Genomic DNA, 15344 nt, shown 5'->3' with positions numbered 1-15344 from the left:
CAGTGGGACCTGCTAGGGTGTTCAGTGCCAGGGCCGTCGTACGGACATTGGAGGGCGCGCGTGCTGCTGGGTCTGCGGATTTCGAACGTGGCGGTGATCGAGGAGGTGGAGGTGGCGTTCGGAGCCGGCCTCACCGTCCTCACGGGTGAGACAGGTGCGGGCAAGTCCATCCTCGTGGATTCATTGGGCTTGCTGCTGGGAGGCAGGGCGGACGCGGATGTCATCCGCGCCGGCTGCGAGGAGGCGTCCGTGGAGGGCGTCTTCGCACGCACGCCGGTGCTGGGCGCGCGCCTGGAGGAGCTGGGCCTTCCAGACTTGGGCGAGGAGGTGCTGGTGCGTCGCGTGTTGGGGCGCACCGGAAGGGGCAAGGTCTACGTCAACGGCGCCCTCGTCACGGTGGGGGTGCTGGCCAAGCTGACGCGGGGGGCGGTGGACCTCGCGGGGCAGCACGAGCACGTCAGCCTCTTCGACTCGGGCCTGCACCGGGTGCTCCTCGACAGGTACGGGGAGGTGGAGGTGGCGCTGGCGTCCTACTTCGGGGAGTACTCCGCGCTGCGGGAGGTGGACGCGCGCATGGAGGCCCTGGGTGGGGACGAGGCGAAGGTGCGGGAGCGCGCGGAGTTCCTGCGCTTCCAGCTCGACGAAATCGCGCGCATCGACCCGGAGTCGGGCGAGGACGTGAAGCTGGACGTCGAGCGCAAGCGCCTGTCGAGCGCGGAGAAGCTCAAGCGCCTGGGGGCGGAGGCGGAGCTCCTCGTGGCGGGGGAAGAGGCCTCGGCGCTGGAGACGGTGGGCCGCGCCCTGGGGCTGGTGCACGACGCGGTGAAGTTCGACGCGACGCTGTCGCCGGTGGCGCAGTCGCTGAGCACGGCCCTGTCGGAGCTGGAGGAGGCGCAGCGGCGGCTCAACCGGTACGTGGAGGGGCTGGAGTCGGACCCGACGCGGCTGGCGGACGTGGACGAGCGGCTGGATGGCCTCAAGCGGCTGTGCCGCAAGCACGGCGCCACGCTGGACGGCGTGCTGAAGAAGCGCGGCGAAATCGAGGCGGAGCTGGGCACGCTGGAGAACCGCCAGGAAGTGCTCGAGGAGCTGGCCACGGAGCGGCGCAAGGTGGAGGAGCGCGCGCGCAAGGCGGCCCGGGTGCTGTCGAAGGCCCGGACGACGAGCGCTGTGGAGTTCTCCGCGCAGGTGCGCGAGGGCCTGGGGCACCTGGCCATGGGCAAGGCGGCCTTCGAGGTGCGCGTGACGCCCGGGGAAACGCTGCGTCCGGATGGCGCGGACGAGGTGGAGTTCTTCTTCAGCGCGAACCCCGGTGAGCCGGCGCGGCCCCTGGCGAAGGTGGCCTCGGGTGGTGAGGCGAGCCGGTTGCTGTTGGCCCTGAAGCGGGCCCTGGCGGGCAGCGACGCGTGTGGCTGCTACGTGCTGGACGAGGCCGACGCGGGCGTCAGCGGCGCGATTGCGGACGTGGTGGGGCGGATGATCAAGGAGGTGAGCGGTCACCGTCAGGTGCTCTGCATCACCCATCTGCCCCAGGTGGCGGCCTACGCGGACGCCCACCTGCTCATCCGCAAGGCGGTGAAGGCGGAGCGAACCGTCTCCCAGGTGACTGTTCTGGCGGCGGGCGCGGACCGCACGCGGGAGCTGGCCCGGATGATGTCCGGCGTGGAGGTCACGCGGGAGGCGCTGGGGGCGGCGGAGGCCCTGGTGCGCTCGGCCCACCGTTCCCTGGGGGCACCGAGGACCCGGCGGGAGTCCGGACCCGAGGGAGGACCCCGTGGCCGCCTCCGAAGATTGGCTTGACGCGCTGCAAGGTCATCCGTGTCCTTGCCCCATCGGTGGGTCTCACATAGCATCATTGGTGTGTCCAACACCGCAGGGCTGACCGCGGCCTCCCGCCTCAAAGTCGTTTCCGCTGGCCTGACGGACGTCGGGCGGAAGCGCAACCACAACGAGGACAGTTTCCTCATCGACGATGAGCTGCAGCTCTACGTCGTGGCGGATGGAATGGGCGGCCATGCCGGCGGCGGTACCGCGTCGCGCATCGCCGTCGAGACCATCGACAAGGAGCTCCGGCGGGCTCGGGAGGGAAAGGACAATCCGTTCCTGTCCGTGCCCAACCTCCAGGACTCACCGATACCGGAGGCCCTGCGCACGGCCGTGGAGAAGGCGTGTCTCGCCATCTACACGGCGGCGCAGGAAGACCCACGGCTGTCCGGCATGGGCACCACGGTGATTTCCCTCGTGGTGCGCGATGAGCACGCCTTCTTCGCCCACGTGGGTGACAGCCGCGCGTACCTCATCCGGGGCGACCTCATCCAGCAGATCTCCGAGGACCACTCGCTGGTCAACGAGCAGATCAAGGCGGGGATGATCACGCCGGAGGAGGCCAAGCACTCCCGCTACAAGAACATCATCACCCGCTCCGTGGGCTTCGAAGAGGAAGTCCAGGTGGACGTGATGGGGCTCGTCTCCGAGCCCGGCGACGTGTTCCTGCTGTGTTCGGACGGCCTGGCCAACATGCTTGAGGACCGCGAAATCCACGAGGTCGTGGCCCAGGCGCAGAGCTTCGAGGACGTGCCCAAGCGCCTCGTCGACTTCGCCAACGAGCGTGGTGGCGACGACAACATCACCGTCATCGTGGTGCGGGTCGCCCCCTGAGGCACCCGGCCCCGTGGCCGACAAACACCTCGTCAGGTCACTGTTGACCTTGACACTCTTGGAAACTGAATGGTAGCTGCCCAAACGTTTCCAACCCTGGCAGACGTCGCCGGGAGACGAAGCAGGCGGGGTGTGGCGGTGGGGGGAGGTGTTGGGCGACACGGAGCGACTTAGCTTCTGGCGCCGGATGTCCCACGCAAGCAGGGAGCTGTCCCGTGGCGAAAAAGTCCTTCACGTTGATGGTGATCCCGGACCATGACGCGCCGGTGAAGCGGTACACCATCCAACGCTCGTTCCTGATGCAGGTGGGGATGGGGTTGATGCTGGTGGTGGGACTGAGCGCGGGTGCGAGCATCCACTACTTTCAGGTGGCGGCGGACGCCTCCGAGAACCGCATCCTCCGCGAGGAGAACCTGACGCTGCGCTCGCAGCTCAAGTCGGTGCGGGAGCGAATCGAGCACATCGGCTCCACGTTGGACCGGGTGGAGCGGTTCGACCAGAAGCTCCGGGCGATGACGCTGCTGTCGGACCCGCAGCGCAACCTGGCCATGGGCCCCACGGAGCCGGAAGCGGGCACCCAGGTTCCGACGACGGACACCCAGTTCACCCAGCTGACCACCACCGAGACGCCCAAGCTGCTGATGGGCCGGTTGGACAAGCTGAGCGCGGAGGCCACCCGTCAGGAGCAGAGCCTCCAGGAGCTGCAGGCGTACTTCCAGGACCAGAAGTCGCTGCTCGCCTCCACGCCGTCCGTCTGGCCCGCGCGCGGCTGGGTGACGAGCGACTTTGGCCAGCGAGTGGACCCGTACACCGCCGACCGCGTCATGCACGCGGGTCTCGACATCGCCGCGCCCCATGGCAAGGAAGTCTTCTCGCCGTCGGACGGCACGGTGGTGTTCGCGGGCCTGGAGGGCGGCTACGGAAACGTCATCGTCGTGGACCACGGCTACGGCATCAAGACGCGCTACGGCCACCTGGCGAAGATGCTGGTGAAGGCGGGAGACCGCGTGAAGCGCGGCTCGCTCATCGCCGCGGTCGGCAACACGGGCCGCTCCACCGGACCGCATCTGCACTACGAGGTCCGCGTCAACGGCATCCCCCAGAACCCGCGCAAGTTCATCCTCGAGGAGTAGTCCTCGGAGTGCGCGGTGCCTCCCGGGCCTGGCTCGGGAGGGTGGTCGCAGGCGCGGGACCCAGGGACGTCGGGCCTTCTGGCTCGCCCCTGGGACGCAAAGCCCCCCTGGCCTTCCTCAACGAGAGAGCGTGGCGGGCCCTGGGATGGATGCGTCCAGCCGGAGCCGTCGCTGCTGGAGTCCATCGGCGCGTCCGCTGCGCTGCATGACGTGGGCGCGCTCCAGTTCGGCCCAGAGCAGCGGGCCCAGCACCTGCCAGTGCGAGGGCGAGTCCACCGTCACCTCCAGCAGGCTCACCGTCCAGCTCGGGGCGTCCGTGTCGGGAGTGCCCTCGGGGAGTACCCGGCGCACGTCGCGTGAAAGGCGCTCGTGGGTGGGGCCAGCCAGGTCCGCGCTCACGGTGAGCTGAGAGGTGGGCACCAGCAGCGCGGCGAAGGCGTCCGGGTGCAGGCGAATCACCTTGGCGCCCGGGTACTGCGCGGCGAGCGACTCCACGGTGGCGCGCAGAATCGCGTCGCCAATGGCGAAGCCGAAGCGGGCGTTGAGGGAAATCATCTCCTTCACGTCCGCGATGACGGCGCCCACGCGCCAGCCGTCATGGTGCGCATGCGTGGACAGGTCGTACTCCTCCTTCAGGAGACTCCCCTGGGTGAGGGCGGGGACCTGGAGCGCGCCCGTCTTCGGGTCCGGGTGGCCGCGACGGGCCTGCTCGGCCTGGAGGAGCACCTCGACGGCGGCCTGCACGGGCGCCTGGGGGCTGCGGGTCAGCACCCAGGGGTGGAGGGCGATGAGGGCGGTGGCGGTGGCGTCGTCGAGCGGATAGGGCATCTGACTGGCTTCTCTAGCGCGTCGCGAGGCCCCGCGCAGGGGCTTCCCGTCAGCGCAGCCGGTGGGCCGTCACCGTCACCTCATCCCGGTCATGGTAGAGCTGCCGGACGGTGAGGCCCTCCCAGCCGCCCTCCTCGACGAGCGTGTGGCGCACGCGCAGGAGGACCGGGTTCTTGTCCTTCATGGGCAGCTTGATGTTGGCCACCAGGTGGCTTGCCCAGCCCCGGCGCCCCCACTTGGCGAGCAGCTGGGCCACCTCCAGCGGACGCCACGCCATGTCGCAGAAGAGCCAGTCTGCGGGCTCCTCGGGGGCATAGGAGAAGGCGCTCTCCTGGATGTGCTTCACCCGGCCATTCGAGGCCAACTCGGGCATCAGGTTCGCCGGGTCCACCGCCACCACCTTCGCGCCCCGGGCCACCAGTCGCTGCGTCCAACCCCCGGGCGCCGCGCCCAGGTCCACGCAGACGTCGCCGCGCCCCGGCTCGAAGGCCAGGCCATCCAGCGCTTCCTCCAACTTCATGGCGGCGCGCGAGGGGGATTCGACCTCCCGGCGCATGCGTCGTCGCCCTCCGGGGGCCAGGGACAGGGCTTCGCGCGCGGAGACCGCGCCCACGGCCGTCACGCCGTCGGGTGCCACGCACAGCGTCACCAGCCGGGCGCCGGACTCCCGCGCCCGCGCCGCGTCGTCGAGCAGCCGCTCCGAGGGCAGCCGCGTGCGCACCGCCGCCTCCAGCGCCTCCGCCACGGCCGCCAGCGTGTTGCCCCGAGGGCTGTCGGGCGTGAAGGACTGGAGGACCCAGGGGGCCGTCCCCGGCAGGGAGACGATGGCCCGGGCCGCCGCGTCCGCCTGGACGTCGGGCGTTCCCGGAGGCAGCGAGGCGACCACCCGCCAGGCGGCGCGGGCGAAGGCGGGAGCGAGGCCCGGCTGCGAGTCGCTCTCCACCAGGGCCTCTCCAAGCAGGCGAGGGGCCATGCCCGCCCAGGCCAGCTCCTCGAAGAGGTGGGGCTCGAACCCGGCCCGGCAGGTCCACAGCCAGCGTCCCACCTGGGGCGGCTGCGTCTGTGCGGGCATGGGGGGAACGCGCGCCCTCGGGGGGGCGGGGGGAGGGGGCGGCGCGGTGCGTGCAGGGGCCGACCCACCCTGGGTGGGGGCGGGCTTGCGGTGGGCGGGCGGCGCCGGGCGGCCGGGGCGACGAGGGGACTTCGAGGGGGCGCCCCGGGCAGGCCGGCGGCGGGGATTTCGCGGAGGGGACATTGCGTGGGCTCCGTTCCGCTTTACTCTGAACCGATGCGCGCTGGGCAACCGGCCGAGAGGAAGTTTCAAGAGGCGCGCGTGGTTTCCCACCAAGCCTCCCTTACATCTCCAGGGATTTCCCTTCACTCGCCGCCGTCCTTCGAGGATTCTCCGGCCGCGAGAGAGTCAACGAATGATCGAATGGACGCTGAAGAAGCTCATCGGGACCAAGAATGAGCGCGAGCTCAAGAAGGCCCGCGAGAAGGTCATCCGCATCAACGAGCTGGAGAGCCGGATGCGGGCCCTCAAGGACGAGGACTTTCCTGCCGAGACGGCTCGGCTGAAGCAGGAGATTCAGAACGGGAGGCCGCTCGACAGCATGCTCTTCGAGGCCTTCGCGCTCATCCGTGAAGGCGCGCGCCGCGAAATCGGCCAGCGTCACTATGACGTCCAGCTCATCGGCGGCATGTTCCTGCACGAGGGGTGCATCGCGGAGATGCGCACCGGTGAAGGCAAGACGCTGACGGCCACCTTGCCCTGCTACCTCAACGCCCTGTCCGGGCGCGGGGTGCACGTGGTGACGGTGAACGACTACCTCGCCCGCCGCGACGCGGAGTGGATGGGGCGCGTCTACAAGTTCATGGGCATGACGACGGGCTGCGTGCTCCACGAGCTGTCGGACAAGCAGCGCCAGGAAGCCTACCGCTCGGACATCACCTACGGGCAGAACAACGAGTTCGGCTTCGACTACCTGCGCGACAACATGAAGTTCCGCCTGCAGGACTACGTCCAGCGCGAGTTGAACTACGCGATTGTGGACGAGGTGGACTCCATCCTCATCGACGAGGCCCGCACCCCGCTCATCATCTCCGGTCCCACCGAGGACAGCACGGACAAGTACTACCGGGTGGACCAGGTCATCCCCGGCCTCGTCCCGGACCAGGACTTCACCCTGGACGAGAAGCACCGCTCGGTGTCCCTGACGGATGACGGCATCGAGAAGCTGCAGAAGCGGCTGAGCGTGTCCAACCTCTACGACCCGGGCGAAATCGAGACGCTCCACCACGTGGAGCAGGGCCTGCGCGCGCACACGCTCTACAAGCGCGACAAGGACTACGTGGTGAAGGACGGCGAGGTCGTCATCGTCGACGAGTTCACCGGCCGCCAGATGCCGGGCCGCCGCTGGTCCGATGGCCTCCACCAGGCGATTGAGGCCAAGGAGGGCGTGAAGATCGAGAACGAGAACCAGACGCTGGCGACCATCTCGTTCCAGAACTACTTCCGCATGTACACCAAGCTGTCCGGCATGACGGGCACCGCGGACACGGAGGCGGAGGAGTTCGCGAAGATCTACAACCTGGACGTCCGCGTCATCCCGACCAACCGCACCAACGTCCGCAAGGACCAGCAGGACGTGGTCTACAAGACGGAGCGCGAGAAGTTCGAGGCGGTGGCCGCGCAGATTGAAGAGCTGCACAAGAACGGTCAGCCGGTGCTGGTGGGCACGGTGTCCATCGCCAAGAGCGAGGTGGTCGCCAACTTCCTGAAGAAGCGTGGCGTCCCCCACAACGTCCTCAACGCCAAGCAGCACCAGCGCGAGGCGGACATCGTCGCGCAGGCGGGCCGCAAGGGCGCCGTCACCATCTCCACCAACATGGCCGGCCGTGGAACGGACATCCTCCTGGGTGGCAACGCGGAGGTGCTCGCCAAGGCCTCCGTGGGCCCCCCGCCGGAGGCCCCCGCGCCGCTGCCGCCCCCGGTGGATGGCGCCGCGCCGCAGGTGGACCCGATGGTCGCCTACCAGCAGGAGCTGGCGGACTGGGAGCAGCGGCTCGTCGCCGCCCAGGCCCGGCTGGAGACGGAGACGAAGCAGGAGCGCGAGGAGGTGATGGCGGCCGGCGGCCTGTTCATCATCGGCACCGAGCGCCACGAGTCGCGCCGCGTGGACAACCAGCTGCGCGGCCGCGCCGGTCGCCAGGGTGACCCGGGCGCCAGCCGGTTCTTCCTCTCGCTCGAGGATGACCTGATGCGCATCTTCGGCTCGGAGCGCATCCAGGGACTCATGGAGCGGCTGGGCATGGAGGAGGGCGAGGTCATCGAGCACATCTGGCTGTCCCGCGCGATTGAAGGGGCCCAGAAGCGTGTCGAGGGACACAACTTCGACATCCGCAAGAACCTGCTCGAGTACGACGACGTGATGAACCAGCAGCGGCGCACCATCTACAAGCTGCGTCGTCAGGTGCTGGCCGCGGGCGCGGGCGTCCCCCTGGTGGAGTTCACCGAGGACCCGAAGACGCGCGTGAAGAGCCGCTCCGAGCGGATGGTGAGCTGGGCGGACTTCAAGGAGATGGTCCTGGACGCGCTGGAGGACGTCATCGTCTCCACCGTGGACACGTACGCGCCCACCAAGGGCTCGGACGGGTGGGACCTGGACGCCTTGTCGAAGAACGTGAAGGAGACGTTCGACCTGGAGATGGGCTTCGAGGGCGTGGGCAACCGCGACGAACTCCAGGACCACATCTACAAGGCGGCGGAGAAGGTCTTCCGCACGCGCGACGAGGAGTTCGGCGAGAACTTCCTGCGCTTCCTCCAGTACAACTACCTGGCGACCATCGACCGGCTCTGGAAGGAGCACCTGCTGGGCATGGACCACCTGCGCCAGGGCATCGGCCTGCGTGGCTACGGCCAGAAGGACCCGAAGCAGGAGTACAAGCGCGAGGGCTACCAGGGCTTCATCCAGACCCTGTCCGCCATCAAGGCGCAGTTCGTCTCGCAGCTCATGCGCGTGCAGCCCCGTTCCGCCACCAGCGCGGAGGAAGAGGCCGTCCGCATCCAGCGCCAGCTGGCCCAGCAGCAGCGCAAGGCGGTGGAAGGCCGTGGCACGGCGGAGGGCAAGCTGGACGAGGCCTCCGTGGCCGCGGCGGCCCGTACGCCGGCCGCCCAGCAAGGCCCCCGCGTGGGCCGCAATGACCCCTGCCCCTGCGGCAGCGGTCGCAAGTACAAGAAGTGCCACGGCGCGGCGGAAGCCAGCGTCTAGGCGCCTCGTCGCGGGATGTCAGAAGTAGGGCGCCGGCGCGGCGCCGTCCGGGGTTGTCGGACGGCGGGCCGCGCCGGTCCTCTTTCTGGCGCTCGGCCCGTCCCCGGGGCCCTGGAAAGGGGGCCAGGAGGGCAGGGAGGCGAGCACGAGCCTTCTTCCCGCCACGGGCGGTGAAGCGAAGCTTGCGCCGCCGGGAAGGGTTCTGTTAAGGACCCCCCGCCTCGTAGTCTGGGGCCGGGGGTGTTGACCCCGAGTCGTACCCACTTCACACACGCCCGTGCCGGTCGCCGGTGCTCCCGTGAGTGGAGGACTTCTCCGAAAGGAGGGCCCTCGCTCCCGGCAGTCACGGCCGGAGCAACACCCGGGTGTGGCGGAATAACCGGAGAAACACCATGTCGATCGACACGCAGGAAACGCAGACGCAGCAGCAGGCCATGGCCGCCGCCGGCGGCATCACGATGCGGCAGCTCCTGGAGGCCGGCGTCCACTTCGGCCACCAGACGAAGCGCTGGAACCCGAAGATGAAGCCCTACATCTTCGGTGCCCGCAACGGCATCTACATCATCGACCTGCAGAAGACGGTCTCCATGGCCCGCTCGGCGTTCCGCTTCGTGGCGGACGTGACGGCCCGTGGCGGCACGGTGCTCTTCGTCGGCACCAAGAAGCAGGCGCAGGACGTCATCCGCGAGGAGGCCGCGCGCGCCGGTCAGTACTTCGTCACCAGCCGCTGGCTGGGTGGCACGCTGACCAACTTCAAGACCATCAAGCAGGGCATCGACCGGCTGAAGACGCTGGAGAAGATGGCCGAGGATGGGACGTTCGAGCGCCTGCCCAAGAAGGAAGTCGCCTCGCTGGAGCGCGAGCGCGAGAAGCTCGAGAAGAACCTGGGCGGCGTGAAGGAGATGTCGAAGCTGCCCCGCTGCGTCTTCATCATCGACCCGAAGAAGGAGCACATCGCCATCCACGAGTCGACCCGCCTGGGCATCCCCGTGATTGGCCTGGTCGACACGAACTGCGATCCCGACGGCATCGACTTCGTGATTCCCGGCAACGACGACGCCATCCGCTCCATCAAGCTCTTCACGTCGAAGATCGCCGAGGCCTGCATCGAGGGCGCCGCCCGTTACCGCGCCTCTGGCGCGGCGGAGCGCGACGAGCAGGAGGAGCGCGAGGGCCGTGATGACCGCCGTGACCGCGACGACCGCCGTGGCCCGCGCCGTGACAACCGGGATCGCCGGGGTGGCGACCACCGCGGTGGTGGTGACCGTGGCGGCGAGCGCCGGGGTCCTCTCGTGGAGATGAAGGGCGCGCCGGCCGTGGCCGAGCAGCCCGCGGCCGAGCAGCCCGCGGCGGCCGAGGGTGGCGAGGCGGCGAAGGAGTAGTCGCCTCTCGCTGTACTCCAGTGTTCGTGGCGGCCGGGTGGCGCATCAGAATGCCTGCGACCCGGCCGTCCTTGTTTTTCGCTGTAGCCGTATCCCTTGAAACCGGATGCTCCGCCCGGCGCCTGGCGCCCTCGTGACGGTGGAGACAGGAGACGAACATGGCCGAAATCACGGCCCAGATGGTGAAGGACCTGCGCGAGCGGACCAGCGCGCCCATGATGGACTGCAAGAAGGCGCTCACGGAGACGGGCGGCGACTTCGCGAAGGCCGAGGAGTGGCTGCGCAAGAAGGGCATCTCCAAGGCGGCGGGCAAGGAAGGTCGCGTCGCGGCCGAGGGCCTCGTCGGCACGTACGTCCACGGCGGCCGCATTGGCGTGCTGGTGGAGGTCAACTGCGAGACGGACTTCGTCGCCCGCAACCCTGACTTCCAGGACCTGGTGAAGGAAGTGGCGATGCAGATCGCCGCGACCGGCCCCAAGTTCGTCCGTCGCGAGGAAGTCCCCACGGACAACATGGAGAAGGAGCGCGAGATTCAGCGCGACCTGCTCAAGCAGCAGGGCAAGCCCGAGGCGATGCTGGACAAGATCCTCGTCGGGAAGATGGAGAAGTACTACGAGCAGGTCTGCCTCGTGGACCAGCTCTGGGTGAAGGACGACAAGAAGAAGGTCGGTGACATGATCACCGAGCGCGCCGCGAAGATTGGCGAGAAGGTCTCCGTGCGCCGCTTCGTCCGCTTCGAGGTGGGTGAGGGCATCGAGAAGAAGAAGGACGACCTCGCCGCCGAAGTCGCCAAGACGCTGCAGGGCTGAGCCCCCTCGCGGCCCTTTCAGGGGCCGTGAAATGGTTCGAGCAGGGCCCTGAGGGCCGCGCGCTCCGTACCCCTGATGGGGGGCGGGGGACGCGGCCCTCGCCTTTGCGGGCCTTTCCAGCCCCTCCAGGCGATTGGCATCTGACGGTGTGAGCAGGGGTGTCCGACTCGGGCGTTGATATGGCGCCAGACGGGGGATAGAAGCGGACGCGCATGTCCTCCGACACGACCCAACCGCTCCGCTTCAAGCGCATCCTCCTCAAGCTCTCGGGTGAGGCCCTGATGGGAGAAGGGAAGTACGGCATCCACCCACCCACCCTCAGTGGCATCGCGGATGAGGTCATCAAGCTGGCGGCGGCCGGCGTGGAGGTGGCCCTCGTCATTGGCGGAGGCAACATCTTCCGCGGGGTGGCGGGCGCGACGGAGGGGATGGACCGGGCCAGCGCCGACTACATGGGGATGCTGGCCACGTGCATCAACTCCATGGCCATGCAGGACGCGCTGGAGAAGAAGGGCATGCACACGCGCGTGCTGTCGGCCATCAAGATGGAGCAGATCGCCGAGCCCTACATCCGCCGGCGCGCGGTGCGCCACCTGGAGAAGGGGCGGGTGGTGATTTTCGCGGCGGGCACGGGCAATCCGTACTTCACGACGGACACGGCCGCGTCGCTGCGCGCCATGGAAATCAACGCCCAGGTCATCCTCAAGGCGACGAAGGTGGACGGCATCTACAACGCGGATCCGAAGAAGGACCCGACGGCGCGCCGCTACCGCTCGCTGACGTACATGGACGTGTTGAAGCAGAACCTCAACGTGATGGACTCCACGGCCATCTCGCTGTGCATGGACAACAAGCTGCCCATCATCGTCTTCGACCTCACCGTGCCGGGAAACATCCAGCGCGCGGTGCTGGGAGGCGGAGAGATTGGTACCGTCGTGGGCGGCAGCGAGACGGTCTGGGCCTGACCGCTCGCATTCATCCCGACTCGTGTTCAAGGAGAGCTCGCATATGAGCGGTGACATCGTCGTCGAATTGAAGGGCCGTATCGACAAGTCCCTCGAGGACCTCAAGCGGGAGCTGACCAAGGTGCGCACCGGGCGCGCCAGCACCGCCATCCTCGACAACATCCGGGTGGACTACTACGGCACGCCCACCCCGCTGTCCGGCGTGGCCAGCGTCAGCGCCCCGGAGCCCCGGCTCATCATCATCAAGCCGTGGGAGAAGACTGTCCTGAAGGAAATCGAGAAGGCTCTTCGCGAGGCCAACCTCGGCATCAACCCGATGAATGACGGGGAGATGATTCGCCTGCCCTTCCCGCCGCTCACCGAGGAGCGCCGCAAGGACATCGCCAAGCAGGTGAAGACGAAGGGTGAGGACCACAAGGTCGCCATCCGCAACATCCGCCGTGACGCCAACGAGGCGCTCAAGGTGCAGTTGAAGGACAAGAAGATCACCGAGGACGACCACAAGCGCATCTCCGAGAAGGTCCAGAAGGAGACCGACGGCGGCGTGGCCCAGGTGGATGAGATCATCAAGAAGAAGGAGAAGGAGGTCATGGAGGTCTGATGGCCTTCGTGCTCCTGGCCGAACCCGCCGCCCTGGTGGCGGGTGTGCTGCGCCGGTTCCTCGAGGGAGCCGGCCACGAAGTGACGTGGGTGACCAGCTCCGACGAGGCTCTGCGAGTCGTGCGAGAGCGGCCACCCGCGGTTGTTCTTGCCGCTGGGCTGGGGTCGCTGGAAGGAGAGGCGATGTGCCGGAGCCTGCGTGCGCAGGGGCTCCAGGTTCCGATGCTGCTGGTGTACCCGCCGGATGAAGAGCGGGCCGACGAGCGCGCCGCCCAGGCCGGTGCGGACGGCAGCCTGGTGGGCCCTCTCAAGCGCGCCACCGTCCTGACGTGCGTCTCGCTGCTGCTGCAACTCGAGGAAGCCCGGCGCGCCTCCGGGGTGGCCTCCGCGCCCGTGCCGCCACCGCCATCGCTCGCGCCGGTGGAGCCCGAGGCCCGGCGCGTCACCCGTCCAGAGCCGTCTGCATCCACGGGCGGCACGTCGGCGGACTTCGAGTTCCTCAAGCGGCTGATGCTGATGGAGGTGAAGCGCAGCCGTCGCTACCGCTATCCCATCGCCCTGCTGATGGTGGAGGTGGACCGCTTCACGGAGCGGTCCGCGGCGCTGTCACCCACGGCGAGGCGGGGCGCGCTGGCGGAGACGCTGGGCCTGCTGGTGGAGGGCGTGCGCGACATCGACGTGGCCGTGCCCTTCGCGGACAGCCGCTTCGTCGTCTTCCTTCCGCACACGCCCCGCTCGGGCGCGCGGGTGGTGGCCGAGCGCCTGCGAGAGAAGCTGAAGGCCGTGCAATCCCTGCCCGCGGGCACCGCATCCGTGGGCGTGGCGGTGTCGGAGCCTCCCGCCGGCAACAAGAGCGCGCCGCCGGGCGCCACCGGCCAGCAGGTCAGCTTCGGCGGTCTGCTGAAGGACGCGGGAGACGCGCTGCGACGCGCGCAGGCGGCGGGTGGTGACTGGGTGGAAGTGGCCAGCGATGCCGCCAGCCGCACTCAGGACGGGTAGATGAAGTCCACGTCGCTGATGTCGTGCACGACGTCGGCGACGAAGCGGAACAACTCCAGGCCGCGCGCCTTGTCGTCCTGCCAGGTGCCGCTGGCTTCGTCGTAGTTGAAGTGGATGCCCTGGCCTCGCCCCGCCACCCAGATCTGCTTCACGGCGCGCTGGGTGTTGACGATGCACTTCTCCCGGGAGCGGGCGGTGAGGGTGAGCATGTCACCCGTGCTCTCCGCCTCCAGGAGGTCTGGATCAATGGCGTCCGCGGCGGCAAGCATCCGCTTGAAGACCATGGCCACGAGCTGGTTGTAGCGGGCTTCTTCCATCATGGCCGCACGGGCCTCACTGAATGACGTCAAGCACCTGCTGGCCAGGGGCCGCGTAGAACAGGAACTTGAAGTGCGGCGACGTCTCGCTCTCGACGCGCTCCAGGGCGATGACGGTGCCCGGGTGAACGGACTTGGGGAAGGACTGCATCCCCGTCAGGTGCGCCGCCAGGGCGCCCATGGACGGCTGGTGGCCGACCAGGACGAGGTTCTCATCCGCGTGCTCGGCCAGCACCGGCTCCACCGCGCCCACCGGCATGTCCGGCAACAGGCAGCGATGCGCCCGCAGCAGCCCTTCGTGTTTCGTCACGAAGGACAGAATCTGCGACGTCTGGACCGTGCGAACCAGCGGGCTGGTCAGGATGAGGCCGATGGGGCCCATGCGCTCGGACAACGATGCGAAGTGCGCGGCGGTGTTCGCCCGTGCCTTCGCTGTGAGCGCGCGCGCCTCGTCACCGAGACCCTCGGGGATCTCAGCGTCCGCATCGCCGTGCCTAACCAGGAAAATCCTCAAAGTCCCTCCACCGGTACGACAGGACCGCGGTTCGTACATGACCGCAGCCGGGTTGGTCAAAGGTAATGCGGCGATTGTTCAGTGGCCGCAACAACCTCGGCATGACAGACAGGAGTTGGCCGCCCTCCTCCGCACGCGTCCGCGCAGCATACACGCGGGGACTGACGTGCCGTGTCTCTCTGGAAGGAGTCTGGATGCGCAAGGCGCTGTGGGTCCTGGCGGGGCTGTTGGCCTTCTCGGGCTGTAAGAAGGATGGGGCCACGGGTAGCGATGCACCCGGGGTGGCGGATGGTGGTGGTGTCGCCGGCCTGGTGGCCGAGGAGGCGACCGGCGCGGGGCCCTATGTGGTGACGCCCGAGAAGCTGACCGCCTACGTGGCCTACCAGCGGCGGATGCTGGAGGTGTACGGCTCCCAGGTGAAGGGACTCCAGGGGTTGGGCGCGCTGGTGGATGCGGGCACTCCGGAGGCGATGGCGGAAGTCCGCGCGGGCCTCAAGGTGGTGGAGGCGAAGGCCAAGGCGGAGTCGGAGGCGCGCACGCAGGCGGGGCTGAGCGTGAGCGACGTCAACGGCCTGGCCGAAGTCGTCACGGCCGTCATCAGTCAACGGCAGCTCGGGCGCACGCTCCAGTACGAGGAGGAGCTTCGGAAGCTGGAGGAACTCCAGGAGAAGCTGCCGCCCGAGCAGCGTCAGGAGCTGGCGGCGCAGGTGGCCTCCATGCGCCACCAGGTGGAGTCGTTCCAGAAGCTGACGGATGTGCGGCGTGAGTACGGCGACGCCAACGTGGACGTGGTCCTCACGCGCGAGGACGAGCTGATGAAGAACTACCAGGAGATGCTGCGGGTCTTCACCGGCACGCGCCGATGAAG

The 15344-nt window shown here is 68.6% G+C and carries 14 protein-coding genes; 10 read left to right on the top strand and 4 right to left on the bottom strand.

The window, feature by feature from the left end; translation table 11 throughout:
- Positions 1–60 precede the first annotated feature (60 nt).
- From recN to HUA78_RS02665, 3 genes are all read left to right on the top strand, one after another.
- Positions 61–1800 (top strand): DNA repair protein RecN, encoded by a 1740-nt coding sequence (gene recN / locus HUA78_RS02675; protein WP_141641068.1) that lies wholly within the window; start codon positions 61–63, stop codon positions 1798–1800.
- 60 nt (positions 1801–1860) lie between these two features.
- Positions 1861–2658, top strand: a complete 798-nt coding sequence (locus tag HUA78_RS02670; protein ID WP_141641069.1) for a Stp1/IreP family PP2C-type Ser/Thr phosphatase — start codon at positions 1861–1863, stop codon at positions 2656–2658.
- 215 nt (positions 2659–2873) lie between these two features.
- Positions 2874–3791 carry a M23 family metallopeptidase gene (locus HUA78_RS02665; protein WP_141641070.1) on the top strand — a complete coding sequence of 306 codons (918 nt, stop codon included), beginning with the start codon at positions 2874–2876 and terminating at the stop codon, positions 3789–3791.
- A 117-nt stretch (positions 3792–3908) separates the two neighbouring features.
- Here the strand turns inward: HUA78_RS02665 and HUA78_RS02660 are convergent, their stop codons facing one another.
- Positions 3909–4619 carry a diguanylate cyclase gene (locus HUA78_RS02660; protein ID WP_174453328.1) on the bottom strand — a complete coding sequence of 237 codons (711 nt, stop codon included), beginning with the start codon at positions 4617–4619 and terminating at the stop codon, positions 3909–3911.
- A 49-nt stretch (positions 4620–4668) separates the two neighbouring features.
- Positions 4669–5691 carry a 23S rRNA (cytidine(2498)-2'-O)-methyltransferase RlmM gene (rlmM, locus tag HUA78_RS02655; RefSeq protein ID WP_174475593.1) on the bottom strand — a complete coding sequence of 341 codons (1023 nt, stop codon included), beginning with the start codon at positions 5689–5691 and terminating at the stop codon, positions 4669–4671.
- Between the two features lie 355 nt (positions 5692–6046).
- Between rlmM and secA the strand changes: the two genes are divergently transcribed.
- The 6 genes from secA to HUA78_RS02625 all read left to right on the top strand — a co-directional run bounded on the left by secA (position 6047) and on the right by HUA78_RS02625 (position 13645).
- Positions 6047–8890, top strand: a complete 2844-nt coding sequence (secA, locus tag HUA78_RS02650; RefSeq protein ID WP_174453330.1) for a preprotein translocase subunit SecA — start codon at positions 6047–6049, stop codon at positions 8888–8890.
- Positions 8891–9282: 392 nt separating this feature from the next.
- Positions 9283–10272 (top strand): 30S ribosomal protein S2, encoded by a 990-nt coding sequence (gene rpsB / locus HUA78_RS02645; protein ID WP_141645589.1) that lies wholly within the window; start codon positions 9283–9285, stop codon positions 10270–10272.
- Positions 10273–10430: 158 nt separating this feature from the next.
- Positions 10431–11081 (top strand): translation elongation factor Ts, encoded by a 651-nt coding sequence (gene tsf, locus HUA78_RS02640; RefSeq protein ID WP_141645588.1) that lies wholly within the window; start codon positions 10431–10433, stop codon positions 11079–11081.
- A gap of 212 nt (positions 11082–11293) precedes the next feature.
- Positions 11294–12046, top strand: coding sequence for a UMP kinase (pyrH, locus tag HUA78_RS02635; RefSeq protein WP_141645587.1), 753 nt, complete (start codon positions 11294–11296; stop codon positions 12044–12046).
- 43 nt (positions 12047–12089) lie between these two features.
- The gene (gene frr, locus HUA78_RS02630) at positions 12090–12647 is read left to right on the top strand and encodes a ribosome recycling factor (RefSeq protein WP_141645586.1); all 558 of its coding nucleotides are present in this window, start codon (positions 12090–12092) and stop codon (positions 12645–12647) included.
- Positions 12647–13645 (top strand): diguanylate cyclase, encoded by a 999-nt coding sequence (locus HUA78_RS02625; RefSeq protein WP_141645585.1) that lies wholly within the window; start codon positions 12647–12649, stop codon positions 13643–13645. The genes frr and HUA78_RS02625 overlap by 1 nt, the downstream gene beginning before the upstream one ends.
- Here HUA78_RS02625 and cyaY read toward each other — a convergent pair.
- Together cyaY and HUA78_RS02615 are read right to left on the bottom strand one after the other, a co-directional pair.
- A complete protein-coding gene (gene cyaY / locus HUA78_RS02620) occupies positions 13633–13965 on the bottom strand; it encodes an iron donor protein CyaY (protein WP_141645584.1) in 333 nt (110 codons plus the stop codon). The two genes, HUA78_RS02625 and cyaY, sit on opposite strands and share 13 nt — an antisense overlap.
- A gap of 13 nt (positions 13966–13978) precedes the next feature.
- Positions 13979–14476: a histidine phosphatase family protein gene (locus tag HUA78_RS02615; protein ID WP_174453334.1), complete on the bottom strand. Its 498-nt coding sequence runs from the start codon at positions 14474–14476 to the stop codon at positions 13979–13981.
- A gap of 194 nt (positions 14477–14670) precedes the next feature.
- Between HUA78_RS02615 and HUA78_RS02610 the strand changes: the two genes are divergently transcribed.
- Complete coding sequence (locus tag HUA78_RS02610) at positions 14671–15342, top strand: hypothetical protein (protein WP_174453335.1); 672 nt, start codon at positions 14671–14673, stop codon at positions 15340–15342.
- Positions 15343–15344: the final 2 nt, after the last annotated feature.

It is taken from the genome of Myxococcus sp. CA033 (assembly GCF_013336625.1).
GTDB classification, from domain to species: domain Bacteria; phylum Myxococcota; class Myxococcia; order Myxococcales; family Myxococcaceae; genus Myxococcus; species Myxococcus llanfairpwllgwyngyllgogerychwyrndrobwllllantysiliogogogochensis.
The sequence above is the reverse complement of the archived record's forward strand: the minus strand, read 5'-3'. Positions and strand labels throughout refer to the sequence as shown.